Source organism: Streptomyces sp. NPDC087270, from assembly GCF_044744625.1.
Lineage (GTDB): Bacteria > Actinomycetota > Actinomycetes > Streptomycetales > Streptomycetaceae > Actinacidiphila.
Genome location: NZ_JBIUYR010000014.1, coordinates 94,872 through 119,720, shown reverse-complemented (window position 1 = coordinate 119,720; position 24,849 = coordinate 94,872). Strand labels below are relative to the sequence as shown.

The following is a 24,849-nucleotide window of genomic DNA, read 5'->3' as shown; positions in this document are numbered from 1 at the left end:
GGCGCGGGTGGCGGGGGCGCCGCAGGATCAGCGCCGGATCAGCGCCGCGATCAGTGTTGGATCAGCGCCGCGATCAGTGTTGGATCAGCCGAGCCAACCGGGCCGGACCAGCCCCGACTCGTAGGCGAGCACCACCAGTTGGGCCCGGTCGCGGGCGCCGAGCTTCACCATCGCCCGGCTGACGTGTGTCTTCGCCGTGAGCGGGCTGACCACCAGCCGGCGGGCAATCTCGTCGTTGGACAGGCCGATCCCGACCAGCGCCATCACCTCGCGCTCCCGGTCGGTGAGCTGTTCGAGGTCGGCGGCGGTGGCCGGCTCCTTGGAACGGGCGGCGAACTCGGCGATCAGCCGGCGGGTCACGCCGGGAGACAGCAGCGCGTCGCCGCCGACCACCGCCCGGACCGCGCGCAGGAGTTCGGCCGGCTCGGTGTCCTTCACCAGGAACCCGGAGGCGCCCGCCCGGATCGCCTCGAAGACGTACTCGTCGAGTTCGAAGGTGGTCAGCACCACCACCCGCACCTGTGCGAGCGCCGGGTCCGCGGTGATCGTGCGGGTGGCGACCAGTCCGTCCATCACCGGCATCCGGATGTCCATCAGCACGGCGTCCGGGGCCAGTTCGCGCACCATGCGCACCGCCTGCCCGCCGTCGGCCGCCTCGCCGACCACCTCGATGTCGTGCTGCGCGTCCAGCAGCGCCCGGAAGCCGGCCCGGACCAGAAGCTGGTCGTCGGCGAGCAGTACGCGGATCATGTGCGCTCCTCGGCGGAGGTCAGGCCGCTGGGGCCGGAGGGATCGGACGAGCCGGAGGGACGGTCAGCGGCAGAGGGGCGCCCTGAGGGGGAGGGGTGCCCCTGGTCGGACAAGTGGCCCGGGTCGGACGGACGCCTCTCGTCGGACGGACGCCCCCGGTCGCACGGAGAGTCCGGGCCGGGCAGAGAGTCCGGGTCACACGGAGAGTCCGCGCCGGGCGGAGGGTCCGCGCCGTCCCGCTTCTCCCCACCCAGCGGCAGCACCGCGCGAACCCGGAAGCCGCCGTCCTCCCGCGTCCCGGCCCGTAGCTCACCGCCCAGCGCGCCCACCCGTTCCCGCATGCCGACCAGGCCGTTGCCGCCGCCGGTCTCGCCGCCCGTGACCGCTGGGCCGTCGTCGTCGACCAGCACCTCGACGGCGCCCGGCCGGTAGGTCAGGCGGACCCGGGCGGTGCGGGAACCGGAGTGCCGCACGATGTTCGTCAGCGACTCCTGGACGATCCGGAAGGCGGCCAGGTCCGCGCCCGGCGGCAGCCGCACACGGGTGCCCTCGACCGCGACCTCGGCGGCCAGGCCCGCGGCGGTCGCCTGCTCCACGAGCTCGGGCAGCCGGTCCAGGCCGGGCGCGGGGGAGCGCGGCGCCTCGCCGGGCGCGCGCAGCGTGCCGAGCACCTGGCGCACCTCGCCCAGCGCCTCCTTGCTCGCCGCCTTGATCGTGGTCAGCGCGGTCCGCGCCTGCTCGGGCCGCTCGTCCATCAGGGCGAGGGCGACGCCCGCCTGTACGTTGATCACCGAGATGCTGTGGGCGAGCACGTCGTGCAGCTCGCGGGCGATCCGCAGCCGCTCCTCGTCCGCCCGGCGGCGCTCCGCCTCCGCGCGCTCCCGCCGGTCCCGGGTGACCTGCTCCCGTCTGACCCGGTACAGCTCGGCGCCGGCGAGCACCGCCAGCAGCCACGCGCCGACCCCCGACGCCTCCGCCCACGTCAGCCGCTGGCTGCCGGACGACGGCAGCCACTGGTAGAGCCAGGCGCCGACCAGGATGTGCGCGGCGTAGGCCGCCGCCGCGATGACCAGCACGGCTCTGCGGTGGCCCGCGGCCACCGCGCTGAAGAACGCCACCACCATCGAGGCGAACACCGGCCCGAACGGGTAGCCGAGCATGACGTAGAGCAGCGTGACCGCGGCGGTGCCGGCGGCCACGGCGACCGGCCGCTGCCGCCGGAACAGGAGCATGACCGGCCCGGCCAGCAGCAGGGTGTACCCCAGCGCGTCGAGCTCGGTGCGGCTCGGCTGGTGCCGCCCGGCGACGCTGGACCCGACCAGCTGGACGAACGCCAGCACGATCACCGGCACCCAGACGCGCCGGGTGCCGAGCAGCCCGCGCCGCCGCGGTTCCGGCCGGTCCTCGTACGTCATGCGTCCCACGCTAGACCGCCACCCGACGGCCCGGCGTCCACCGGCGGTCGGCGGCGCGGGTACTCCGTACGAAGTACCCCGGGTCGGCGCCGGCACCGGATACCGGGGGTGCCGGGCCGTCCTCGGTCAGGTGCGGTCGTACGCGTCCAGCGCGCGGCGGGCGATCGAGTGGGTGCGGACCAGCTCGGCGAGCGAGCGCTTCCCCCGGGTGATACCGGCGAACGCGCGCCAGGCCGGCGGGAAGGTGGTCAGCGCCGCGTGCAGCAGACCGGGGCGCCGCTCGAACAGCGCCAGCATCCGCCGTCCGACGCCCATCTCGACGCCGAGCCCGGCCTTGACCGCGAACGCGTAGTTGAGGGCCTGCCGGCGGGCGTCCACCGCGTCGTGCGCCTCGGCGATGCGCACCGCCCACTCGCCGGCCAGCCGGCCGGAGCGCAGCGCGTAGGAGATGCCCTCGCGGGTCCAGGGCTCCAGCAGTCCGGCCGCGTCGCCGCAGACCAGGACGCGGCCGCGGGAGAGCGGGGAGTCGTCGGCGCGGCAGCGGGTCAGGTGCCCGGAGGAGACGCTCGGCTCGAAACCGGCCAGCCCGAGCCGGGCGATGAAGTCGTCCAGGTAGCGCTTGGTGGCGCCGCCGTCGCCGCGCGCGGAGATCACGCCGACGGTGAGGGAGTCGCCCTTGGGGAAGACCCAGCCGTAACTGCCGGGCAGCGGGCCCCAGTCGATGTGCACCCGGCCGGCCCAGTCCTCGGCGACCGAGGCGGGCACCGGGATCTCGGACTCCAGGCCGAGGTCGACCTGGTCGAGCTTGACCCCGACGTGTGCTCCTATCCGGCTGGCGCTGCCGTCGGCGCCCACCACCGCGCGGGCGTAGAGGGTCTCCTCCTCGCCGCGCTTGCCCCCGGCGCCGCCGGTCACCACGACCGCGACGGTCCTGCGGTCGGGCACGCCCGGTCCGTGCTGCTCGACCCGGCAGACCGTCACCCCGGTACGCACTTCGGCGCCGGCCTCGCGGGCGGCTTCGACCAGCCCGTTGTCGAACTCGGGCCGGTTGATGAGGCCGAAGAGCATCTGCCGGGATCGCTTGGTGCGGGTCAGCCGGCCGTTGAGACTGAAGGTGACCGCGTGCACGCGGTCGCGCAGCGGGAGCTCGTAGCCTGGGGGCAGCGAATCCCGGGACGGCCCGATGATGCCGCCGCCGCAGGTCTTGTAGCGCGGCAGTTCGGACTTCTCCAGCAGCAGGACCCGCCGACCGGTCACGGCTGCCGCGTGGGCGGCAGACGCGCCTGCCGGACCCGCGCCGATCACCACGACGTCCCAGACCGGCTCGGTCCCGTCGTTCTCCGCACCGCTGCCCTGGGCCGCCTGCTCACCGCTCACGTCGTTTTCGCTCCCGCTCGCCACGCTCGGCTGTCCTCGCTGTTCAGCGCTGTTCACAAGCATCCTATTGCGCCCGTGGCCAAGGGCTCGCTGTGGCACCATCGGCAACGGCCCGCCGGCCCCCGGCGGGGGCGCCGGTCTGCCGGTGCCTGTCATCCTTTGTCGGCTTTCGTCGCCGTCGTGTCGGCCTCGTCCGTCCCTACCAGGAGCATTCATGTCGTCAGTCCCGCTGTCCGAGACCGTCGCGTCGCTGATCCCCCGCGCCAGGACCGAACTGGCCGAGCTGGTGTCGTTCGCGTCGGTGGCCGACGAGCGGCAGTTCCCCCGCGGCGAGTCGCAGAAAGCGGCGGCCTGGATCGTGGCGGCGCTGCGGGAGGAGGGCTTCGAGGAAGTGGCGCTGCTCGACACGCCCGACGGCACCCAGTCGGTCTACGGAGTGCTGCCCGGCCCGGCCGCCGCGCCGACGGTGCTGCTCTACGCGCACTACGACGTCCAGCCGCCGCTGGACGAATCGGCCTGGCTCTCCCCGCCGTTCGAGCTGACCGAACGGGACGGCCGGTGGTACGGGCGCGGCGCGGCCGACTGCAAGGGCGGCCTGGTGATGCACCTGACCGCGCTGCGGGCGCTGCGCGAGCACGGCGGCGTGCCGCTGAACGTCAAGGTGATCGTGGAGGGTTCCGAGGAGCAGGGCACCGGCGGCCTGGAGCGGTACGCCGAAGCCCACCCCGACCTGCTGACCGCCGACGCCATCGTGATCGGCGACACCGGCAACTTCCGGGTCGGCCTGCCGACGGTCACCTCCTCGCTGCGCGGCATGGTGCTGACCGAGGTCCGGGTGGCGACCCTCGCGGGGAACCTGCACTCCGGGCAGTTCGGCGGCGCCGCCCCCGACGCGCTGGCCGCGCTGATCCAGATGCTCGCCACGCTGCGCGACGCGTCCGGCGCCACCACCGTCGACGGCCTGGACAGCTCCGGCGAGTGGTCGGGACTGGCGTACGAGGAGGCCGACTTCCGCCGCGACGCCAAGGTGCTCGACGGGGTGGAACTGGTCGGCGGCGGCGCCGTCGCGGACCGGCTGTGGGCCCGGCCGGCGGTGACCGTGCTGGGCATCGACGCGCCGCCCGTGGTCGGCGCCACCCCGTCGGTGCAGGCCGAGGCGGGCGCCCTGGTGAGCGTCCGGGTGCCGCCGGGCGTCGACGCGGCCAAGGCCGCCGAGGTGCTGGAGGCCCACCTGCGGGCGGCCGCGCCGTGGGGCGCGAAGGTCGAGGTGACCCGGCGCGGCAGCGGCCAGCCGTTCGCCGCGGACACCGGCAGCCCGGCGTACGCCTCGATGGCCGAGGCGATGCGGGAGGCGTACGGCCAGGAGATGGCGGTGGTGGGGCAGGGCGGCTCGATCCCGCTGTGCAACACCCTCGCCACCCTGTACCCGAGCGCCGAGATCCTGCTGATCGGGCTGAGCGAGCCCGAGGCGCAGATCCACGCGGTCAACGAGAGCGTCTCGCCGGAGGAGTTGGAGCGGATGGCGCTGACCGAGGCGCTGTTCCTGCGCCGGTACGCGGCGGCGCACTCGGCCGGCCAGGGAGTCTGACCGGGGAGCAGTCCGGGGAGTAATCCGGGGCCGGGAAGCCGTCCGGGGTCGGGGAACCGTCCGGGGCCGGGATGTCGGCCCCGGACTGGGAGCGGCCCGGACTGGGAGCGGCCCGGACTGGGAGCGGCCCGGCCGGAGGAGTGGTCCGGGCCGAGGCCGGGGGAACGGGCGGGGGCGTCGGCCGGCGCGCGTCCGACGCCCCGCTGGACGGGTCCGCGGACGGGTCACGGCGCGGGGTGCCCGGCCTCCAGGTTGAGGGCGCGGCCCTGCTCCCGCGCCCGCAGCGCCCAGCGCAGCCGGTCCAGCCGGACCGGGGGCAGCAGCCCGGCTGCCTCGTCCTCGGTGACGAAGCGCCAGCCGCGCAGTTCGGCGTCGGGCAGCAGCAGCCGGCCGATGTCCGCGGAGGGCATCCGGCCGCCGTCGAAGAGCAGCCGCAGACCGCCGTGACCCGGCGGGTGCGGCGGTTCCCAGTCCACGACGAGCAGTTCGAGCCCGCCGGTCAGTTCGATGCCCAACTCCTCGGCGACCTCGCGGTAGCCGGCCCGGGCCGGCGACTCGCCGCGCTCCACGATGCCGCCGGGGAACTCCCAACCCGGCTTGTAGGTCGGGTCGACCAGCAGCACCCGGTCGGCGTCGTCGAAGAGCAGCACCCCGGCGGCCACCGTCTCCGCGCGCGGCTCGGGCGTCTGGATGATCCCGCAGACGCCCTGGCCGCGGCCGACCGCCTCGGTGACCGCCACCGCCGTCTGCCGCGGGTCGAGCCCGCCGGTGCCGACCACGTGCGCGTCGCCGGTGAGCCACGGCAGGGCCGCGGTGTAGTCGGCGATACGGTCCAGTGCCCAGCGCCGGGCGGCGTCGTCGGCCCCGGGGTCGTCGGGAGCGTCGGCCCGGGCGGCGATCCGCGCGCGCAGGATCGTTTCTCCCGGGTCGAGCAGCACATGTTTCACCTCGATGCCCCGGGCCGCCAGCCCGCCGAATATCTCGTCCCGGTGCTCCTGGCGCAGCAGCGTCATCGGTGTGACGAGCACACCGCCGACCTCGGCGAGCAGGGCGGCGGCGGTCTCCACCACCAGCCGCCGCCAGATCGCCAGTTCCTGGTAGTCGGTGACCTCCTGGAGCCGCTTCTCCGGCAGTAGCTGGCGCAGGCAGCCGCCGAGCGCCTCGGGGTCGTACAGGGTGCTCTCCGGTACCAGGTCCAGCATCTCGCGTGCCGCGCTGGACTTGCCGGCGCCGAACGCCCCGTTCACCCAGATGATCACGGTGCCCCCTTCTCCGTTGACCCCTACGAATTGCCCGGATCATCGGCACCGGCAAACGCACCCGGTCACGTGGTGGCACGTACCGGCCGCAGCAGCCGCCACCGGCCGGCGAGCACCGCGGAGACCGGGTCGTCCCGGCCGGGGCCCTCCGGACCGAAGTGCGAGCGCATCTCCACGTCCTGCGGCGGCACCGGCTGCACCGCGCACGGCGGGCAGCCGCCGCCGGCGTCGAGCCGGGTGCCGCACCGCGCGTGGTGGAAGGTGCGCGACGGGCCGCCCGGGGTGGCGTGCCGTCCGCCCCACAGCGCCAGGCCGTGCACGACGGGCCACAGTTCGAGGCCGGCGTCGGTCAGCACGTAGTCGTGGCGCCGCGGGGACTGCTGGTAGGCGACCCGGCTCAGGACGCCCGCCTCGGTGAGGGCGGCGAGCCGGGTGGTGAGCACGGCGCGCGGGATGTCGAGGTGGACCAGGAAGTCGTTGAACCGGCGCACGCCGTAGAAGGCGTCCCGGAGGATCAGCAGGCTCCAGCGCTCGCCGACGACCTCCAGGGCGCGGGCGAGGGAGCAGTCCTGCTGGGCGTAGTCGGTGCCGAGGGCCATGGGGGACAGGGTACTGCTCGGTTCGGTGAACAGACTCAGGCTGCTAGGCTGCCGTCCCGCTCGTGAGTTCATTCACCAGACCTACCTGTTCGGGTGGGTCGGCAGCCCTCGACGGAGGAGCCCCGTATGGACGTTCAGGCCGCACACAGCGCCGAGGTGCCACCCGTGCCGGGTGCGGGAGCGGGGGTGGAGGACACCGCGGCGAGCGGCGCGGAAAGGGCCGGTACGGACGCGGCCGGGGCGGAGCGCGCGCCAGGGGCCGTCGCCACGCTGCTGACCGTCGGGCTCGGCACCCTGGTGACGCTGATGGCCTTCACCGCGCCGGCCAGCACGCTCGCCGCCACCGCCGGCGGCCTGCACGCCGGGCCGGTCGCCCAGACCTGGATGTTCACCGGGACCCCGGTCGGGCTCGCCGCGCTGCTGCTCACCGCCGGGTCGGCCGCCGACGCCCGCGGCCGGCGGCGGGTGTTCGGCGCGGGCGCCGTCCTGCTGGTCCTGGCCAGCGTGCTGTCGGCCGCCGCTCCCGACACGGCGCTGTTCCTGACCGGCCGGATACTCCAGGGCGCCGCCAGTGCCGCCGTGCTCGCGTCCGGTCTCGGCCTGATCGCCCAGACCCACCCCGCCGGGCCGCACCGGGTGCGCGCGCTCGGCTTCTTCGGCGCCACCCTCGGCGCCGGCATCGCGCTCGGCCCGGCCTACGCCGCGCTGCTCACGCAGGTCTGGGGTTGGCGCTCGCTGTACTGGGGCCTGGCCGTGCTCGCCGCGGTCACCGCCGTGGCGACCCGCTCCGTGCCGGAGTCGCGGGCCGAGCGGGCCCGCGGCCTCGACCTGAGCGGCGCGCTCGTGCTCGGCGCCGGGATCGCCTGCCTGGTCGCGGCGTTCGGCGAGGGCCGCGGCGGCTGGACGCGGGCCGCGGTCCTGGTGCCGCTCGCCGCCGGGTCGGCGCTTCTCGCGCTCTTCGGCGCCGTCGAGCGGCGGGTGGGCGAGCCGATGCTCGATCCCGCGCTGTGGCGCAGCCGCGCCTTCCTGGCCGCGGGCGCCGGCGCGTTCAGCACCGGGCTGGCCGTCGTGGGACTGTTCAGCTACCTGCCGACCGAACTCGAACTCGTCCTCGGCATGAGCCCGCTCGCCGCGAGCCTGCTGTTCATCGTCTGGGCCGGGGTGTCCGCGGTCACCGCGCTCTTCGCCCGCCACCTGGCCGGCCGGATCGGCGCCGCCGCCCAGGTCGCGCTCGGCCTGCTGCTGTCCGGGGCCGGCCAGGCCGCGCTGTACGGCCTGCGGGCCGGCGGCTCCTACGGCCACCTCGTGCCGGGCCTCGCGGTCGCCGGAATCGGCGGCGGCGTCCTCAACGCGGCACTGGCCCGGCTCGCCGTCTCCAGCGTTCCGGCCGACCGCAGCGCCATGGGCTCCGGTGCGAACAACACCGCGCGGTACGTCGGTTCCGCGCTGGGGCTGGCCCTGACGGTGTCGGTGGCGAGCGCCGCGCACGGGCGCACCCCGGCGGCCGCACTGGCCGCCGGCGCGAACCGCGGGTTCCTGGTCAGCGCGGCGATCTGCGCCGCCGGGGCCGCGGTGGTCCTGCTGGCCGGGCGGGAGCGGCCCGGGCGGTGACGCCGGAGGCGGGTCGGCCGCGCGACGGGCCCTGCCGGCGACCGGCCGACCAGGGGACCGCCGCTCGCCGCCGGGCGCTCAGAACAGCGGCTCCGGCTCCGGTTGTCGAGGGCGCAGGGGCGCGGTCGGGGCGGGGCGGGCGGCGGAGAGGTCCTCGCCGGGGGCGGGGCGGCGCAGCGGCCATCCCGCGGCCAGGCGGGCGTCGAACAGCAGCGGGCCGTCGGCCGTGTCGAGGTACACGTCGTGGCCCGCGATCGCGCGCACCGTGCCGGCCAGGGCGCGGCCGGGCAGCAGCGCGGTGACCTCGGCGACCGGGGCAGGAGGCGGCGGCTGGGCGCTGAGCCCGAACACCTCGGCGTGGTCCACGCAGCGCAGGGCGGCCGGGGCCAGCGACTCCGGCAGCGCGCCGCGCAGCTCCGTCACCCGCGCGTGCAGGGCGGCCAGTTCGGCGGCGCGGACCGCCGGTCCCGGCAGGCGGTGCCGGGCCGCGCGCTTGGCCGGGTCGAGCATCCGGTCGGGCAGGTCGAGGGCGGCGCCCAGCACCGATTCCGTCCGGCGGGCCGCCATCAGCGGGCCCTCGCCGAGGAAGGTGAAGCACACCGCGGCCTGCTCCAGCAGCCGCAGCCGTCCGCGGGCGGCTGCGGTGATGCCGACCTTGTGCAGGCCCGGCCCGAAGTACGCCAGGTACACGCGGTACGGCTGCCCGTCGTCCGGCACGGTGTCCGCGGCGACCGACGACGTACGGTCCAGCGCCGCGCACGCCTCGCACCGGTCGCGCCGCGCGCCCGGCGGGAGTTCGGCGGCGTACGGGCACGGGGTGTTGCGGGCCGCGCGCCACACGCCCGCGCAGCGCCGGACCGCGGAGCCGTCCAGCGCGAGGTGGAGCGGGGCGCCGAGCTCCAGCGGGCTCGCGCGTACTCCGTGCGAGGGGTGCCACCACATCCAGCGCGCCCCCTCCTCCCGCCAGCGCATACCCGTGCTCCGCCACATGGCGTCCACCGTAGGCGGACCCACCGACAACGTGCCGGGCCCGGCCGCGCGGGGGGCGGGGAGCAGGCCGCGGGCCGCCGGGTACTGCCCGGGGAGCAGCGGAGGTGTCGCTGGCCGGACGACGACGCGGGGGGTGGGCGCGGACCAGGCTCGGTGGTGTCGGAACAGCCGGACGACGGACCGGCCAGAGGGTCCGGCACCGATCGAGGAGATGACGAACGATGGACACGTTGGCGTGGCATGACGGCGGGCCCGGCCCGTGGATTCTGTTCTTCCCGCTGGTGTGGGTCGCCGTGGTCGCCGTGGTGGTCACGACGCTGCGGCGGGTCGGATGGCGGCGCGGCTGGGGCGGCGGCGGGCCGTGGCAGTACCAGCCGCGCGGCGGCGTCGGCGGCGAGCACTCGCCGATGGCGGTGCTCGGGCGCAGGTTCGCCTCCGGCGAGATCGACGAGGAGGAGTACTGGCGGCGGATGTCCGTCCTGGAGGAGCACTTCGCCAGGGACCCGCGCGGCACCGCGGGCGGTGGCCGGCCCGGTGGCAAGGGCGGTGCGGCGTGAGTCCGGTGGCCGGCGCCGCCCCCGGTGACGTGGCCGCCCCGGGCGGCGTCGCGGCCGCCCGGGTCGCCGCCGCCACCAAGGTGTACGGCACGGGCGACGCCCAGGTGCGGGCGCTCGACGGGGTGACGGTCGCGTTCCCCGCCGGGCGCTTCACCGCGATCATGGGCCCGTCGGGCTCGGGGAAGTCCACGCTGATGCACTGCGCGGCCGGGCTCGACACGCTCAGCTCGGGCACGGCGTACATCGGGGAGACCGAGCTGGGCACGCTCGGGGACCGGCAGTTGACGCTGCTGCGCCGCGAGCGGATCGGCTTCGTCTTCCAGTCCTTCAACCTGGTGCCGACATTGACCGTCGCCGAGAACATCACGCTGCCGACGGACCTGGCCGGGCAGCGGCCCGACCGGGAGTGGGTGGACGCGCTCATCGACGTCGTCGGCCTCGGCGGGCGGCTGGCGCACCGGCCGAGCGAGCTGTCCGGCGGCCAGCAGCAACGGGTCGCGGTGGCCCGCGCGCTGGCCGGCCGGCCCGACGTGGTGTTCGCCGACGAGCCCACCGGCAACCTGGACTCCCGGTCCGGCGGCGAGGTGCTCGACCTGCTCGGCCGGGCCGTGCACGCGATGGACCGCACGGTCGTCATGGTCACCCACGACCCGAACGCGGCCGCGCACGCCGACGAGGTGGTCTTCCTCGCCGACGGCCGCCTGGTGGACCGGATGACCGGGCCCACCGCCGAGCGGGTGCTCGACCGGATGAAGGCGTTCGACACCCGCACCGGCGGTGCCCTCGCCCCGAGCGGGGGCACACCGTGACCGACCCGACGACGACGGGAGCGACAGCGTCGACCCCGGCGGGCGCGGCCGGCAGCGGCGGCGGCGCGAACCGTACGGCGCTGCGCCTCGGCCTGGCCGGTCTGCGCGCCCACAAGCGGCGCTTCGCCGGGACCTTCGTCGCCGTCTTCCTGGGCGTCGCGTTCCTGGCCGGCACCATGGTCATGGGGGACACCCTGCGGGCGAGTTTCGGCGCGCTGTTCGCCGACGCCGACAGCGGAACCGGCACCGTCGTACGCGGCGCGGAGCAGATCAAGGCGGGCCGGGGGGTGGGCACCCGCCCGCCGGTGCCGACCGACCTGATCGCCACCATCCGGAAGGTGCCCGGTGTCGCGGCGGCCGAGCCCGACATCGAGGGCGCCGGCGAGATCGTCGCCCACGACGGAAGGACCCTGCAGACCAAGGGCCCCACCAACGCGGGCAACTGGATCGCCGACCCGAAGCTCAACCCCTACCGGCTGGTCCAGGGCCGCGCGCCGAGCCGCCCCGGCGAGGCGGTGATCAACCGCGGCGCGGCCGACCAGGCGAAGCTGAAGGTCGGCGACCACACGCTGCTGCGCACGCCCGACCCGGTGCCGATCACGATCGTGGGCATCGCCACCTTCGGCGGCCAGAGCGGCGAGGGCCAGACCACCTTCACCGGGCTGACCCGGTCCGACGCCGAGCGCTACCTGATGCCCCGACCCGGTGAGGCGAGCGCCATCAAGGTCAGGGCCGGACCGGGGATCGGCCAGCGAGAGCTGACCGACCGGGTCGGCGCGGCGCTGCCGGCGCGGTACCAGGCGATCACCGGCAAGCAGGCCGGCGACGAGACCGAGGACGCCACCGCGGGCACGTTCCTGACCCTCTTCACCAGCCTGCTGGTGGTCTTCGCGGGCATCGCGCTGCTCGTGGCGACGTTCAGCATCCACAACACCTTCGCGATCGTCGTGGCCCAGCGGACCCGGGAGAACGCCCTGTTGCGGGCACTCGGCGCCAGTCGCCGCCAGGTGCTGGCGGCCACGCTCGCCGAGGCCACCGCCGTCGCCGTGGTCTCCTCGGCGGCGGGCCTGCTCGGCGGCATCGGCATCGCGGCCGGCCTGCAGGCGCTCTTCCCCGCGGTCGGGTTCCCCTTCCCCGGCGGCGGCCTGGTGATCCACGCGCTGTCGATGGCGGTGCCGCTCGCGGTCGGGCTGGCGGTCTGCGTCGGATCGGCGCTGCTGCCCGCGCTGCGGGCCGGCCGGACCGCGCCGCTGGCGGCGCTGCGGGAGAGCGCCGTCGACACCTCGGGCGGGTCCCGGCGGCGGGCCGTGACCGGAGCGGCCATGGCGGTGGCCGGGGTCGCGCTGACCGTGGCCGGTGTGGCCGGCCCGACGCTGCCGCCGGCCGCGGCGGGTGCCGCGCTGACCCTGGCCGCGTTCGTGGTGCTCGGCCCGGTCGCCTCCTCGCTCGCGGTGCGGGTGCTCGGCGCGCCGCTCGGCCGGCTGCGCGGGGTGAGCGGCACGCTCGCCCGGCGTAACGCGCTGCGCAGCCCCAAGCGGACGGCGGCCACCGCGACCGCGCTGATGATCGGAGTGGCGGTGGTGTCGCTGTTCACGGTGCTCGGCGCGTCGATGAAGACCACGATGCACCGGACCGTCGACCGCTCCTTCGCCGGTGACGTCGCGATCAGCGCGCAGGTCTACGGCGCGGGCGGCGCCGGCCTCAGCCCGCGGATCGCCCCCACCGTGGCCGCGCTGCCGCAGGTCGGCGCGTCGGTCGGACTCGGCCGCGGGGTCGGCGAGATCGACGGCGCCGGGCGGCAGTTGACGGTCACCGACCCGGTCGCGCTCTCCCGGCTGCTCGACCTCGGCACGGTCCGCGGCTCCCTGGCGGGCCTGGGCACGCACGGGATCGCGGTCGCGAAGGACGAGGCGAAGCGGCACGGCTGGCGCCCCGGCAGCAGCATCACGGTCGGCTTCGCGGACGGGCAGCGGCTGCCGTTCACCGTCGGCGCCGTCTACGACCGGGCCGACCTCGCGGGCGACTACCTGATCACCCGCGCCGCCTGGGCGCCCCACCACATCCAGGACAAGGACACCCTCGTCGCGATCGGCTTCAAGGACGGCGTGTCCACGGCCGCGGGCAAGGCCGCCGTACAGAAGGCGGTGGTGCCCTTCGGCTCGCCCGACGTGCAGACGAAGAGCGAGTACGCCGCGTCGTCGGCCGCCGGCATCGACACCTTCCTCACCCTGATCTACGCCCTGCTGGCACTCGCGGTGCTGATCGCCCTGCTCGGCATCGCCAACACCCTCACCCTCGCGGTGCACGAACGCACCCGCGAGCTGGGCCTGTTGCGCGCGGTCGGCCAGACCCGCGGCCAGCTGCGGGCCATGGTGCGCTGGGAGTCGGTGGTGGTCGCCGCGTTCGGCACCGCGGGCGGGCTCGGGCTCGGCGCGTTCCTCGGCTGGGCGCTGGTACGGGCCGCCGACGGCGACGGGATCAGCGCGTTCACGCTGCCGCCGGCGCAGCTCGCGGTGGTCGTGCTGGTCGGCGTCGCGGCCGGGGTCCTGGCCGGCTGGCGCCCGGCCCGCCGGGCGGCCCGCCTGGACGTGCTGCGGGCGATCGCGGCGGAGTGAAGCCCCGCGCGGGGGAGCGGAGTCCCGCGCGGGGCGTGGTCCGGTGGGGGCGTGGCCCGGTGCGGGGCGTGGCCCGGCGCGGGGCCAAGTCCCGTGCGGGCGGCCGGAGACGGCAGACCCGTCCGCTGGGCCTCCGGATGCCGGACCGGCCGCCTCCTCCCAATCACGGGAGGCGGCGGCCGGTCCGGCGCTCACATCTACGGCGTACGCCTGCGCTCTGCGCGCGTGCGCGCGGTCCGCGTCAGGCGCGGTGTCGGACACGGGGTCCGACGGCGGTCCGAGAGGCGGTCAGGCGACCGAGACCGCGACCGCGACACGCTCCTCGGGGACGGTCTCCTCCAGCGGTACCGCGGCGGTCCGCAGCGGGACGAGCTTCGGCTGCTGGGTGGGCGTGCGCAGCACGAACCACACCACCTTGCCGGTCTCGTCGGGCAGCAGGTCGGTGCCCCAGCCGTCGCACATCGCCTCGACCATCGCCAGGCCGCGGCCGGTGGTCGCGGTCGGCTCCATCGGCTGGAGGTGCGGCAGCCGCGTGTCGTGGTCGGCGACGGCCACCGTCAGGCGGTCCGGCACCAGGGTCATCTTCACCGCGCACTGCTTGTCGGGCCTCGCGTGGCGGTGGACGTTCGCCAGCAGCTCGCTGATGCCGGTGGAGGCCGCGTCGACGAGGGGTTCCACCCGCCAGTAGCGCAGCTGGGCGGAGACGATGCGGCGGATCTGCTGGATGCGGTAGGGGTGCGCTTCGAGTTCGAGTGCGCACTCGCGCATGGCTGGGTCGGTCTGGTCGGATTGCATGATCACGGCTGCGACTCCCTCCGCGGTGGGGCCGGCTCCCGTACGGGGGCCGGGCTTCACCGCTCCGATGGGAACACTTGAGCGGGAATGCGTAGAGTGACTGCTGCAGTACTCCGTGATGCGTAATCAGGTTCACCCGTTGCGGGGGTTGCCGCAACTCGGAGTCTTACGGCGCGTTTATCGCGGCGGCGAGCGGTTCCTGATCCGGGGTCCGGAGGCGGTTCCGGGGGACGCCGCGGGGCTACTCCGGCGCCGAGTCCTCCGGCAGCGTGCGGGCGAGGTCCGCGAGGGTGGCCAGCGCGGTGCGCAGGACGTCCCGCGGGGGAGAGGCAAGGCCGATCCGCACCGCGTCGGGGGCGCGGCGCGATCCGGCGGCGAAGGAGGCCGCGGGCGTGACCGCGATGCCCCGGCGCCCGGCCGCGGCCACGAACGTGTCGGCCCGCCACGGCTCCGGCAGGTCCCACCAGCAGAAGCAGGAGTACGGGTCGGCGCGCACCGCGAACCCGTGCAGCACCTCCGCGGCGAGCGTCTGGCGTACCGCGGCCTCCGCCCGTTTCGCCGCCGACAGCCGGGACACGGTGCCGTCGCCGACCCACCCGGCCAGCGCCTCCAGGGCGTAGCCGCTCACGCCCCACCCGCCCGAGCGCAGCGCCGCCGCCACCCGCTCGGCGCACCCGGCCGGGACGACCGCGAACCCGGCGGTCAGGCCGGGCGCGAGCCGCTTGGAGAGGCTGTCGGCGAGCACCACCCGCTCCGGCGCGTACGCGGCCAGCGGCGGTGGGGCGTCCGGCCGCAGGAACGACCAGATCGCGTCCTCCACCGCCACGGTGCCGGTGCGGCGCAGCGCGTCGGCGACCTCGCTCCTGCGGCGGTCGGACATCGTCAGGGAGAGCGGGTTGTGCAGCGTGGGCTGCGCGTACACCGCGTGCAGGGGCCCCTCGCGGTGCGCGGCGACCAGCGCGTCCGGCCGCAGCCCCTCCGCGTCGCAGGCCAGCGGCACCACCGTGCGCCCCAGCCGTGCGGCCAGCGCCTTGACCACGGGGTAGGTGAACTCCTCCACCCCGATCCGCCCGCCGACCGGGACGAGCGCGGTGAGCGCGCCCGCGATGACCTGGCGGCCGCTTCCGGCGAACAGCACGTCCGCCGCGGCCGGTTGCCAGCCCGGCCGGGCCAGCAGCGCGGCGACCGCCTCGCGGGCCGCGCCGGTGCCCCGCGCGCCACCCGGGCCGAGCACCGCCGCGAGCACGTCGGGCCGGGCCAACCGGGCCAGACCCGCGGCCAGCAACTCCGACTGCCCGGACACCACCGGGTAGTTGAGCTCCAGGTCGACCCGCTGCCGCGCGGGCTCCGCGAGCGCGGGTCCGGCGGCGGGCGGCGCGGCCCGTACGAAGGTGCCGCGCCCGACCTCGCCGACCACCAGCCCGCGCCGCACCAGTTCGGCGTAGACCCGGCCCGCCGTGGAGTCCGCGATGCCGTGCCGCCGTGCGAACGCCCGCTGCGTCGGCAGCCGGTCCCCGGCCCGCAGTTGTCCCGACGCGATCCGCGCGGCCACCGCGTCCGCCACCCGCCGGAAGTCCCGCACGCGCCCTCCCCCCGATCCGCCGTCGAAGCCCGTCCGCTTGCCCGCCCGCCCGCAGCCTATTGCACCGAGATCAATGCCGTGTATTGCCCTCGCGATTGCCATCTCCCTAGCATCGGCATACCGGAGGAGCAGAGGAGAAACCCCAGGTGAGTACGGTCATCGTCAACGGGATCACGATCGGCTACGACGACACGGCCGACGGCCGGGGCCCGCACGAGGGGCCCGCGAAGCGCGCGGATCACGCCGAGCCAGCCCCGCTGCTGCTGGTCCACGGCCACCCCTTCGACCGCACCATGTGGCACCCGCAGACCGCCGCGTTCGGCGCGGGGCGCCGGGTGATCGTCCCCGATCTGCGCGGCTACGGGGCGAGTTCGGTACGGCCCGGCAGCACCGGGCTCGACGTGTTCGCCCGCGACCTCGCCGCCCTGCTCGACACCCTCGGCGTGCCCCGGGCCGTGCTGTGCGGGCTGTCCATGGGCGGCCAGATCGTGCTGGAGTTCCACCGGCTGTTCCCCGGGCGCGTCGCCGGACTCGTGCTCGCCGACACCTTCGCCCAGGGCGAGACCGACGCGGGCCGCCGGGAGCGGTACACCCGCGCCGAGGCGCTGGAGCGCGACGGCATGGCGCACTACGCGCACGGCGTGCTGGACTCGATGGTCGCCCCCGCGACCGTCCGCGAACAGCCGGACGTCGCCGCGCACGTGCTGCGGATGATGCTCGCCGCGCCGCCCGAGGGCGCCGCCGCCGCGCTGCGCGGCCGGGCCGAACGCCCCGACTACACCCCGAGCCTGGCGCGGATCGCGGTGCCGACGCTGGTGGTCGTCGGCCGCGACGACGTCTTCACCCCCGTCTCGGACGCGCGGTTCCTGCACGAACATGTCCCCGGCTCGCGGCTCGCGATCGTGGAGGCCGCGGGCCACCTGCCGAACCTGGAACAACCCGAGGCGTTCAACGCCGCGCTGTCGGAACTGCTCACGGCGGTGGCGGAACGGTAGGGGCCGCGACCGGAAGCGCCCACAGGTGGGCGGTCGGCGGTGCGCCGCATGGCACCTCTCCCGTTGCCTTTGCCGGGCGGGGGGCTTCCAGTGAGGCGGGGGGAGCGCCCCCGTCGTCGGCGGAGCCGCCCGGGTACGCCTGGTGAGAGGGCGATCTCCCCTGGCCTGGCGGCCGGGAGACGCATGACCGCGTGGTGATGTGCGGGTGCCTCCCTGCCGAAGGCCGGACCGGGCCGACGGCGTACGTCAACTGGCCCGCGCTGTAAGGGAGTTCGGCCCCACGCCTGGAGCGTGGCCCGCAGCCGCGCCCGCGGCCGTGGACGGGGCCGTGTCCGTAACCGCTGCTGAGCTTCCGGTCCCGCTCGTGCCCTTGCCCGCGCCCGCGCCCGCGCCTGTGCCCGCGCCTGTGCCCGCGCCTGTGCCTGTGCCCGTGTCCGCGCCCCTGCCCGTTGCCCGCTCCCACGCCCCCGCCCGCTCCCGCGCTCTGCCCGTGCCCAGGGTCGGGCTTGCCACGGGGTCTGTTCGTGCCCGAGGTGGGGCGCGCGGCGCGAGCCCTGAGATATGACGAAACGCTGACATCGGCCGCAGGCCCTGGTTCTCGGCGGTCGCGCGTGCTCGAATCGCTGTATGGACAACCACACCGCCGGCCAGGCCGCCGCGGACGGCGGCACGGGGACGGAACCCGGCGCCGAGCCCGGCGCGGAGGAGGGCCGCGGCGCACCGGTCGGGCGGCGGGTCGTGCTGGGCATGCTCGGGCTCGGCGCGGTCGGCGTGGGGGTCGGCGGCGCCGTGCAGGGCCGGCTCGACTCGATCCTCGCCTCGGTGAGCGCGAAGGACCCGACCGGGGTGACCGGACTGCTGCCCGGCGGCGGTGGTTTCCGGTTCTACTCGGTCTCCGACTCCATCCCGCACCGCGGCGAGAGCGACTACCGGCTGACGGTGGGCGGGCTGGTGGACAAGCCCGCGTCGTACCGCCTCGCCGACCTGCGGGCGCTGCCCCAGACCCGGCTGGTGCGGGACGTGCAGTGCGTCACCGGCTGGCGGGTGCCCAAGACCGCGTTCTCCGGGGTGCGGCTGTCCACGCTGCTCGACGCGGCCGGCGTCAAGTCCCCGGGCGGCGCCGTCCACTTCACCTGCTTCGACGGCGTCTACACCGAGAGCCTCACGCTCGCGCAGGCCCGGCGCAGCGACATGCTGGTGGCCCTCACCATGGACGACAAGCCGGTCACCGCCGCGCACGGCGGCCCGGTCCGGCTCTACGCGGCCCCGATGTACTTCTACAAGTCGGCGAAGTGGCTGTCGGGCATCACCGTCACCGAGAAGGTCGAACGCGGCTACTGGGAGCACTACGGATATGACGTCGACGGATGGGTCGGAAAGTCCAACGGCCGCCATGACGCGCCGACGTCGTGACCGCCCGGCCCCGGCCGGGACCGTACGGCGCTTCACCCGCGCCGAGACCTGGGTGCACCGCACCCTCAACACCCTCATGGCCGTCTGCGTGTTCACCGCCGCGTGCCTCTACCTCCCGCCGCTCGCCGAGATCGTGGGCCGCCGCCGGCTGGTGGTGACCGTGCACGAGTGGTCCGGCATCCTGCTGCCCGTGCCGCTCGTGCTCGGCCTCGCCTCCCGCGCCTACCGCGCCGACACCCGGCGGCTGGGCCGGTTCTTCCCGCACGACTGGACGTGGCTGCGCATCGCCGCCCGCAGGCGCCGGCGCGACTCGCGGTACGCGGGCAAGTTCAACGCCGGTCAGAAGCTCTACGCCGCGTTCGCGGTCGGCGCGATCCTGATCATGATGGGCACCGGCCTGATCATGTGGTTCCCGCGGCTCACCCCGCTGCTGTGGCGGACCGGCGCCACCTTCGTCCACGACTGGCTCGCGCTGCTGGTCGCCGCCGTCATCACCGGGCACGTGTGGCTGGCCAGCAGCGACCCGGAAGCCCGTCGCGGCCTGCGCACCGGCAGGGTCTCGCACTGGTGGGCGCGCCGGGAGCACCCGCTGTGGCACACCGGGCCGCCCGCGCCCGCTTCCCCCGGGCCGCCCGCGCCCTCCGTATCCTCCCCGACCCCCACGCCGCCGCCCGCCGCCCCCGCCTCTCCCGCACCCGGTGCGACCTCCCGCGGCACCGACGACGCGGACACCCCCTGACGGCGCCACCGTAGCCCGCCGAACCGCCGACAACCCTTCCCCCAGGGCCGGTTCGGTTCCGTTACAGCCAGGACACTCCACGGATGCCCCGGGGCCACCGGGGTTTCGCCGCCCGCACCTAGCGTCACCGTATGACCACGTCGCAGTTGACGAGCCGGAGGGCCGCCGATCCGGCCGGGTCCGAGGCGCGGTCCGAGCCGCCCGCCGCCCCTCCCGAGCCCCACCGTGCGCGGCGGCGGGTGCGGCTGCGGCTGAACGGGCCGCGTCGGCTGGGCGCCCGCGCCGCCCTGGCGCTGCTGCTGCTCGCCGCGTTGTGCGCCACCGCCGTGATCGGCGCGGTGACCGTACGCGGCGACACCGCGCGGCTGCGCACCACCGTCTCCGACCGGGCCGCCGTCGCCACCCAGTTGAGGTTCGCGCTGGCCGACCTCGACGCCCAGCACGCCGACACCCTCGCGCCGGGCATGTCGGCCGACGGCAGCGGCACGTACGTCGGCAACCAGCTCGAAGCCCTGATCACCGCGCAGCAGCGGCGCGCCCAGGTCAGCGACGCGCTGCGACGGCTCAGCGGCGACGGCGCGCACGGCGACCTGGTGGGCGAACTCCTCGACGGCCTGGGCCACTACGACGACCTGAGCGGCCGCGCGTCCTACGCCGACGAGCAGGCGCCCGACCGGCTCGCCGGTCACCCGCCGGCAGTCACCGTCGCCATGAACGCGCAGGCCGCCGCCGTGATGACCCGGACGCTGCTGCCCACCGCCGACAAGCTCGCGGCGGACTACCAGTTGCAGGCCGACCACGACACCGCCCGGGTGCGCGCGGACACCCGGCGCTGGGCGCTCGTGGTGGGCCTGCTCGGCCTGGCCACGCTGCTGTTCCTGCTCTGGTGGCAGCGCGAACTGGCCCGCGACTACCGGCGGTTGCTCAGCCCGCCGCTGGTGGCCGGCACCGCCGCGGTGCTCGCGGTGTGCCTGGCCGGCGTGCTCGCCCTGACCTCCTGCGCGAGCGGCGCCGGCGCCGCCGACCGCCAGGGGTTGCGGCCCTGGTCGCGGCTGGCCGAGGCGAGCGCCGTGGCCGCGCAGGCCGCGGCCGCCGAGAGCCGCTGGTTCGTGCAGGGCGACGACCTCGGGCGGAGCGACGCGGCCCTGTTCACCACGCTGACCAAGCGCCTCGACACCCTGCTGACGCCCGACGGCTACGCCACCGCGCGCGAACGCCCGGCGTACGAGGACGTGCTCACCCGCTACCACCGCTTCCGCGCCGACGACACCACGCTGCGCCGCCTGACGAACGACGGGAAGACCGACCAGGCGGCCGTGCTGCTCACCACGGTCGGGCGCGGGGACATCGCCTTCGACTTCTGGGACTTCGCGACCACCCTGGACGACCTCGCCGGGCAGCAGCTCGACGACTTCGCCGCGCACGCCGCCGACGCCCGGAGCGATCTGGCCGGTTGGCCCGCGCTGCCCTCCGGGGCGCTGGGCGCCGCCGCGCTGCTGGCCCTGCTGGCAGTCCGGCCCCGGCTGGCCGAGTACCGCTGAGTACCGCTGAGCGGTGCCCGGCGGGCGAGCGGCGCCGGGCCGGCGATGACCGGCTTTTTCCGGGAAGCCGGGGGAGCCACGCCGCCGGGCGCCCGGCGAACGTATATTGGTGGGTCGAAGCCGTACCGCCTGGGGGGGCACCGAGCACGACTCTTCACCCCCGGCCGTCCTGGACGAGATGAGAGCCTGCCCGATGACCACAGACTCCGCGCCCACCCCGGAAGGGGAGTCGTCCATCCCGGACGAGGTGTGGGAACAGTTCCTCTCCGACAACGAGCGCGACATCCGCGCCTCCGCGCCCAAGGAGCCGTCCGCGCGCGCCCGGATCGTCGCCCGCCGGCTGCGGGAGCAGGAAGCGCGCGCCGCCGCCGCACCGGGCAGCAAGCGGCGCCGCGGCAGGCGCGGTGGCGCCGCCGTGCCGGCCTCCCGGATACCCGACGACACCTCCTGGCGCACCGGCCGCACCGACGAGAGCGACCGGCGCAGGCTGCGCCGCGGCCGGCTGCGCGGGATGGTCGCGGTCGTCCTGCTCGTGGTGATCCTGCTGATCGTCCTGTCGCCCAGCCACGCCTGGTCGTTGGTCACCGGCAAGGGCTGATTCCCCGCCGCGGGCGGCGCCGGCGGCTGCGGGACTCCGCAGCGGTCAGGTCAGGGTGGGGGACGCGGGGTCGCCCGCGACGATCAGGTCCGACAGGTGCTCGGCGATCTCCTCGCGCAGCACCTCGGGGATGCCCGCGTCGGTGACGAGCGTGTCCACGTCCTCCAGGGTGGCGAACGAACTCAGCCCGACCGTGCCCCACTTGGTGTGGTCGGCGATCACCACCACCCGCCGCGCCGAGCGGACGAACTGGCGGTTGGTCTCGGCCTCCGCGAGGTTCGGCGTGGACAGGCCCGCCTCCACCGAGATGCCGTGCACGCCCAGGAAGAGCAGGTCGAAGTGGAGCGACTGGATCGCCCGGTCCGCGACCGGCCCGACCAGCGTCTCGGACAGCGTGCGCATCCCGCCGGTGATCACCACGGTGGCCGCGGCCGAGCCGTGCGTGCCGCCGGCCAGCCGCTGACCGGACTGGAAGACGTCCGCGACCCGCACCGAGTTGGTCACCACGGTCAGGTCCGGCACCTCCAGCAGTTGCTGGGCCAGCGCGTACGCGGTGGTGCCGCCGGCCAGCGCGATGGCCGCGCCCGGTGGGACCAGGGCGGCGGCCTCCCGCGCGATCGCCTCCTTCGCGCCCAGCTCCAGGCCCGACTTCGCCTCGAACCCCGGTTCGTGGCTGCTCGGCTCGACCACCGGCACCGCGCCGCCGTGCACCTTCTCCACCACGCCCTGCCGCGCCAGCGCGTCGAGATCGCGGCGGACGGTCATGTCGGAGACGTTCAGCCGCCGGGTCAGCTCGTTGACCCGCACCCCGCCGCGCCGTCGGACCTCGTCCAGGATCAGGGCCCGCCGCTGCTCCGCGAGGAGGTTCTGGTTGTCGCTCACCCGTGACCCCGTCCCGTCCGTGTCGTTGTCCAAGTGCACCGACCGCTTATCTTAGGCGCCCCTGACCCCCCGGGGTGGTCCGTACCGTCGGTTCCGCGATCACCCCGCGGTGGTGGGTCGCCCGCGCCGCTCCCCGCGGCCCCGCGTTCGTGCGGCACTTCCGCCGAGAAGGCATCCTTCGGCCCCTCGACGCGAGCAGCCGCTAGTTGAGGTTGGGCAGGTCCTCCGGGTAGAGGAGCTGGAGTTCGTCGTGAGTCGGTTCCTCGACGTGGGCCATGCGGACCGCGTGCCGTTCGACCATGCCCTCGAAGGTCTGGCGCGCGGTGCGGCCGTTGCCGAACGCGGGGCCCTTCGGGATCGCGGTGAAGTACTTCATGAGGGCGTCGGCGGCGTCGTCGCCGAGCCGGTACTCGTGCTCGGTGGCCTGCGCCTCCACGATCTGGAGGAGTTCCCCCGGGGTGTAATCGCCGAAGGTGATGGTGCGTGAGAAGCGGGACGCCACACCGGGGTTGGAGGCGAGGAACCGCTCCATCTCGGCGGTGTAGCCGGCCACGATCACCACGACCGCCTCGCGGTGGTCCTCCATGAGCTTGACCAGCGTGTCGATCGCCTCGCGCCCGAAGTCGCGGCCGGCGTCCTCCGGCGCGAGGGCGTACGCCTCGTCGATGAAGAGCACCCCGCCGCGCGCCCGGTCGAACGCCTCCTGGGTGCGGATCGCGGTCGAGCCGATGTGCTCGCCGACCAGGTCGACGCGGGCGACCTCGACCAGGTGCCCGCGCTCCAGCACGCCGAGCGAGGCCAGGATCTCGCCGTACAGCCGCGCCACGGTGGTCTTGCCGGTGCCGGGGGAGCCGGTGAAGACCAGGTGGCGGCGGGGCGAGGGCGCCTTGAGCCCGGCCTTCTCACGGCGCCGGCCGACCGAGATCAGGTCTATCAGGGTGCGCACCTCGCGCTTGACGCCGTCCAGGCCGACCAGCGCGTCCAGGTCGCCGAGGACGGCATCGCTTTCCCGCGCGGTCACCCGCACCTGCGGCTCCTGCTGCTGCTCGGCCGGCCGCTGCGCGGGGACGCCGCCCAGCAGGCCGTACGACTGCGTGCCGGGGCTCTGCTGCCGGGCGGGCGTGCCGGGGGCGGCGGACGTGCCGGCCGGGGCCGCCGTGCCCAGCACGCCGCCGGTCGCGGTCGGCACCGGCTCGGGCATGTCGTCGGTGGCGGCCCGGTCGCTGGTGCAGTCCTCGGTGACCGGGCCCGGCTCGGAGAACTCGTACCCGCCGCGGGCGCACCGCTCGGTGCGGCAGCGGGTCAGGTGGGACCGGCAGCCGTCGATGACGTGGAAGCCGAAGCCCCGACTGCCGATCACCCGGCACCCGTTGAACGTGCCGCGGCCGCCCGCCGACACGTACACGCCCGCCTCGGCGGGGTTCGTGACCGTGCAGCGCTCCAGCGCCGGGTCGGCGCCCTTGGTGACGATCACGCCGGTCGCGGTGTCGTCGATGGTGACCTGGGAGAGGGTGCCGCCGCTGCCGTGGTCGCGGAACCACGCACCGGTGGCCGCCTCCTTGATCCGGCAGTCGTCCAGCTGCACGCTGGCGCCGTCGCTCACCGACACCGCGGTGTTCCGGATCTGCGCGAAGTCGCTGTCCACCACGTCCGCGCGCGAACCGCGGTCCAGCACGAACAGCGCGTCCGGCACGTCGTGCACGCGGCAGGAGTCCAGTATGGCCACCGCGCCGTCGCTCACCCACACCGCCGGATAGTCGCCGGTGCTGTCATGTATCTCGCACTGGTTGGCGTCCACGCGGGTGCCCGGGTCCCACACCGACAGGCCGTTGCGGCCGAAGCCGCGCACCGTGCAGCGGGTGAGCGTCAGCACCGAACGGGCCCGCAGGTCGACGGCGTTCTCCGGGATGTCGTGCAGGTCGCAGTCGGCCATCGCCAGCACCGCGTCGGTGTCGAGGGTGATGCCGTCGCCCGTGGTGCGGTGCACCTGGCAGTCGGTGAACTGCCCGCTGCCGCGCGCGGACAACTGCACGCCGGTGCCGCGTACTTCGAACACCTCGCAGCTCACCGCCTCCAGCGAGCTGCCCTCACCGGTGACCGACACCCCCGCGCCGGAGGCGTGGTGGATACGGCAGCGCTCCAGCCGGGGGGACGCGCCGCCGCGGACCGCGAAGCCGTTCTGCCCGGCGGCGATCACCTCGCACTCCTCGAACAGGCCGCCCGCGCCGTCCAGGACGCTCACGCCGAGACCGGCCGGGTTGTCCACGGTGCAGCGGCGCACCGTCGGCCGGGCGCCGTCGCGCACCTCCAGGCCGACCGCCGAGCGGGTGTTGATCCGCACCCCCGACAGCTCCGGGGCGCCCGCCTCGACCAGCAGCGCGGCCGAGGTGACGTCCTGGCACTCGACCAGCAGGTCCTGCACGACGGCGGCGCCGCGCAGGGTCAGCGCGACCCCCGAGGCCGGCGCGAGCCGCACGGTGCCGGGCCCGTCCGCGCAGCGCAGCGTCACCGCGCTGTCCACCAGCAGGTTCTCCCGGTAGGTACCGGGACCCACCGAGAGCACGTCGCCGTCACTCGCCGCTTCCAGCGCGGCGGCGAGGGTCTCGTACTCACCTGTGCGGCGGCGCCACCGAGAACTGCTCGGATTGGTCACCTGCACCACGCCATGTGCCATCGGGCTGCTCAGCCCCCACCTCTTGCGTCGGCCGACCGGGGATCAACCGTAGCGCGAGCG

General features: G+C 75.5%; 20 protein-coding genes. 10 read left to right on the top strand and 10 right to left on the bottom strand.

The window, feature by feature from the left end:
• Positions 1-84 precede the first annotated feature (84 nt).
• From ACIPAE_RS26470 to ACIPAE_RS26460, 3 genes are all read right to left on the bottom strand, one after another.
• Positions 85-750 carry a response regulator transcription factor gene (locus ACIPAE_RS26470; RefSeq protein ID WP_329362392.1) on the bottom strand — a complete coding sequence of 222 codons (666 nt, stop codon included), beginning with the start codon at positions 748-750 and terminating at the stop codon, positions 85-87.
• Entirely contained in the window at positions 747-2,165 is a 1,419-nt protein-coding gene (locus ACIPAE_RS26465) for a sensor histidine kinase (protein ID WP_402448385.1), read from the bottom strand. Before ACIPAE_RS26465 ends, ACIPAE_RS26470 begins: the two co-directional genes overlap by 4 nt.
• Before the next feature lie 126 nt (positions 2,166-2,291).
• Positions 2,292-3,542, bottom strand: a complete 1,251-nt coding sequence (locus tag ACIPAE_RS26460; protein WP_328472285.1) for a geranylgeranyl reductase family protein — start codon at positions 3,540-3,542, stop codon at positions 2,292-2,294.
• A 214-nt stretch (positions 3,543-3,756) separates the two neighbouring features.
• Between ACIPAE_RS26460 and ACIPAE_RS26455 the strand changes: the two genes are divergently transcribed.
• Positions 3,757-5,130, top strand: coding sequence for a dipeptidase (locus tag ACIPAE_RS26455; RefSeq protein WP_329362387.1), 1,374 nt, complete (start codon positions 3,757-3,759; stop codon positions 5,128-5,130).
• A 224-nt stretch (positions 5,131-5,354) separates the two neighbouring features.
• Here ACIPAE_RS26455 and ACIPAE_RS26450 read toward each other — a convergent pair whose 3' ends face one another.
• A complete protein-coding gene (locus tag ACIPAE_RS26450) occupies positions 5,355-6,389 on the bottom strand; it encodes an NUDIX hydrolase (protein ID WP_329362385.1) in 1,035 nt (344 codons plus the stop codon).
• Positions 6,390-6,454: 65 nt separating this feature from the next.
• Positions 6,455-6,988 carry a helix-turn-helix domain-containing protein gene (locus ACIPAE_RS26445; protein WP_366410682.1) on the bottom strand — a complete coding sequence of 178 codons (534 nt, stop codon included), beginning with the start codon at positions 6,986-6,988 and terminating at the stop codon, positions 6,455-6,457.
• A gap of 126 nt (positions 6,989-7,114) precedes the next feature.
• Here ACIPAE_RS26445 and ACIPAE_RS26440 point away from each other — a divergent pair, with 126 nt between their 5' ends.
• A complete protein-coding gene (locus tag ACIPAE_RS26440; RefSeq protein WP_402448380.1) occupies positions 7,115-8,599 on the top strand; it encodes an MFS transporter in 1,485 nt (494 codons plus the stop codon).
• Between the two features lie 78 nt (positions 8,600-8,677).
• Here the strand turns inward: ACIPAE_RS26440 and ACIPAE_RS26435 are convergent, their stop codons facing one another.
• On the bottom strand, positions 8,678-9,589 hold the full coding sequence (locus ACIPAE_RS26435; protein ID WP_402448377.1) for a DUF2797 domain-containing protein: 912 nt from the start codon (positions 9,587-9,589) through the stop codon (positions 8,678-8,680).
• 221 nt (positions 9,590-9,810) lie between these two features.
• Here ACIPAE_RS26435 and ACIPAE_RS26430 point away from each other — a divergent pair, with 221 nt between their 5' ends.
• The 3 genes from ACIPAE_RS26430 (at position 9,811) to ACIPAE_RS26420 (ending at position 13,570) form a co-directional block, all read left to right on the top strand.
• Positions 9,811-10,146, top strand: coding sequence for an SHOCT domain-containing protein (locus ACIPAE_RS26430; RefSeq protein WP_402448375.1), 336 nt, complete (start codon positions 9,811-9,813; stop codon positions 10,144-10,146).
• A complete protein-coding gene (locus ACIPAE_RS26425; protein WP_329362375.1) occupies positions 10,143-10,955 on the top strand; it encodes an ABC transporter ATP-binding protein in 813 nt (270 codons plus the stop codon). Before ACIPAE_RS26430 ends, ACIPAE_RS26425 begins: the two co-directional genes overlap by 4 nt.
• Positions 10,956-11,035: 80 nt before the next feature.
• A complete protein-coding gene (locus tag ACIPAE_RS26420) occupies positions 11,036-13,570 on the top strand; it encodes an ABC transporter permease (RefSeq protein ID WP_402448505.1) in 2,535 nt (844 codons plus the stop codon).
• Between the two features lie 288 nt (positions 13,571-13,858).
• On the opposite strand, the gene ACIPAE_RS26415 is transcribed toward ACIPAE_RS26420, so the two are convergent.
• Both ACIPAE_RS26415 and ACIPAE_RS26410 read right to left on the bottom strand, forming a co-directional pair.
• Complete coding sequence (locus ACIPAE_RS26415; RefSeq protein WP_329373681.1) at positions 13,859-14,365, bottom strand: ATP-binding protein; 507 nt, start codon at positions 14,363-14,365, stop codon at positions 13,859-13,861.
• Between the two features lie 241 nt (positions 14,366-14,606).
• The gene (locus ACIPAE_RS26410; RefSeq protein WP_402448372.1) at positions 14,607-15,947 is read right to left on the bottom strand and encodes a PLP-dependent aminotransferase family protein; all 1,341 of its coding nucleotides are present in this window, start codon (positions 15,945-15,947) and stop codon (positions 14,607-14,609) included.
• 146 nt (positions 15,948-16,093) lie between these two features.
• On the opposite strand from ACIPAE_RS26410, the gene ACIPAE_RS26405 reads away from it, so the two are divergent.
• From ACIPAE_RS26405 to ACIPAE_RS26385, 5 genes are all read left to right on the top strand, one after another.
• On the top strand, positions 16,094-16,942 hold the full coding sequence (locus tag ACIPAE_RS26405) for an alpha/beta fold hydrolase (RefSeq protein WP_402448369.1): 849 nt from the start codon (positions 16,094-16,096) through the stop codon (positions 16,940-16,942).
• 627 nt (positions 16,943-17,569) lie between these two features.
• Positions 17,570-18,355 carry a molybdopterin-dependent oxidoreductase gene (locus tag ACIPAE_RS26400; protein ID WP_402448367.1) on the top strand — a complete coding sequence of 262 codons (786 nt, stop codon included), beginning with the start codon at positions 17,570-17,572 and terminating at the stop codon, positions 18,353-18,355.
• Positions 18,297-19,094 (top strand): cytochrome b/b6 domain-containing protein, encoded by a 798-nt coding sequence (locus tag ACIPAE_RS26395; protein ID WP_402448364.1) that lies wholly within the window; start codon positions 18,297-18,299, stop codon positions 19,092-19,094. Before ACIPAE_RS26400 ends, ACIPAE_RS26395 begins: the two co-directional genes overlap by 59 nt.
• 131 nt (positions 19,095-19,225) lie before the next feature.
• Positions 19,226-20,635, top strand: coding sequence for a hypothetical protein (locus ACIPAE_RS26390; protein WP_329362368.1), 1,410 nt, complete (start codon positions 19,226-19,228; stop codon positions 20,633-20,635).
• Positions 20,636-20,828: 193 nt separating this feature from the next.
• On the top strand, positions 20,829-21,233 hold the full coding sequence (locus ACIPAE_RS26385; RefSeq protein WP_402448362.1) for a hypothetical protein: 405 nt from the start codon (positions 20,829-20,831) through the stop codon (positions 21,231-21,233).
• Between the two features lie 45 nt (positions 21,234-21,278).
• Here the strand turns inward: ACIPAE_RS26385 and ACIPAE_RS26380 are convergent, their stop codons facing one another.
• Complete coding sequence (locus ACIPAE_RS26380) at positions 21,279-22,115, bottom strand: DeoR/GlpR family DNA-binding transcription regulator (RefSeq protein ID WP_328472309.1); 837 nt, start codon at positions 22,113-22,115, stop codon at positions 21,279-21,281.
• Between the two features lie 202 nt (positions 22,116-22,317).
• Positions 22,318-24,789 carry a right-handed parallel beta-helix repeat-containing protein gene (locus tag ACIPAE_RS26375; RefSeq protein WP_329362363.1) on the bottom strand — a complete coding sequence of 824 codons (2,472 nt, stop codon included), beginning with the start codon at positions 24,787-24,789 and terminating at the stop codon, positions 22,318-22,320.
• Positions 24,790-24,849 lie beyond the last annotated feature (60 nt).

Bases quoted from the DNA above. Each gene is read 5' to 3' on its own strand.
- ACIPAE_RS26470 (WP_329362392.1), bottom strand. From the start codon at position 750: ATGATCCGCGTACTGCTCGCCGACGACCAGCTTCTGGTCCGGGCCGGC.
- ACIPAE_RS26465 (WP_402448385.1), bottom strand. From the start codon at position 2,165: ATGACGTACGAGGACCGGCCGGAACCGCGGCGGCGCGGGCTGCTCGGC.
- ACIPAE_RS26455 (WP_329362387.1), top strand. From the start codon at position 3,757: ATGTCGTCAGTCCCGCTGTCCGAGACCGTCGCGTCGCTGATCCCCCGC.
- ACIPAE_RS26445 (WP_366410682.1), bottom strand. From the start codon at position 6,988: ATGGCCCTCGGCACCGACTACGCCCAGCAGGACTGCTCCCTCGCCCGC.
- ACIPAE_RS26440 (WP_402448380.1), top strand. From the start codon at position 7,115: ATGGACGTTCAGGCCGCACACAGCGCCGAGGTGCCACCCGTGCCGGGT.
- ACIPAE_RS26435 (WP_402448377.1), bottom strand. From the start codon at position 9,589: ATGTGGCGGAGCACGGGTATGCGCTGGCGGGAGGAGGGGGCGCGCTGG.
- ACIPAE_RS26430 (WP_402448375.1), top strand. From the start codon at position 9,811: ATGGACACGTTGGCGTGGCATGACGGCGGGCCCGGCCCGTGGATTCTG.
- ACIPAE_RS26415 (WP_329373681.1), bottom strand. From the start codon at position 14,365: ATGCAATCCGACCAGACCGACCCAGCCATGCGCGAGTGCGCACTCGAA.
- ACIPAE_RS26400 (WP_402448367.1), top strand. From the start codon at position 17,570: ATGGACAACCACACCGCCGGCCAGGCCGCCGCGGACGGCGGCACGGGG.
- ACIPAE_RS26395 (WP_402448364.1), top strand. From the start codon at position 18,297: ATGACGTCGACGGATGGGTCGGAAAGTCCAACGGCCGCCATGACGCGC.
- ACIPAE_RS26390 (WP_329362368.1), top strand. From the start codon at position 19,226: ATGACCACGTCGCAGTTGACGAGCCGGAGGGCCGCCGATCCGGCCGGG.
- ACIPAE_RS26385 (WP_402448362.1), top strand. From the start codon at position 20,829: ATGACCACAGACTCCGCGCCCACCCCGGAAGGGGAGTCGTCCATCCCG.
- ACIPAE_RS26375 (WP_329362363.1), bottom strand. From the start codon at position 24,789: ATGGCACATGGCGTGGTGCAGGTGACCAATCCGAGCAGTTCTCGGTGG.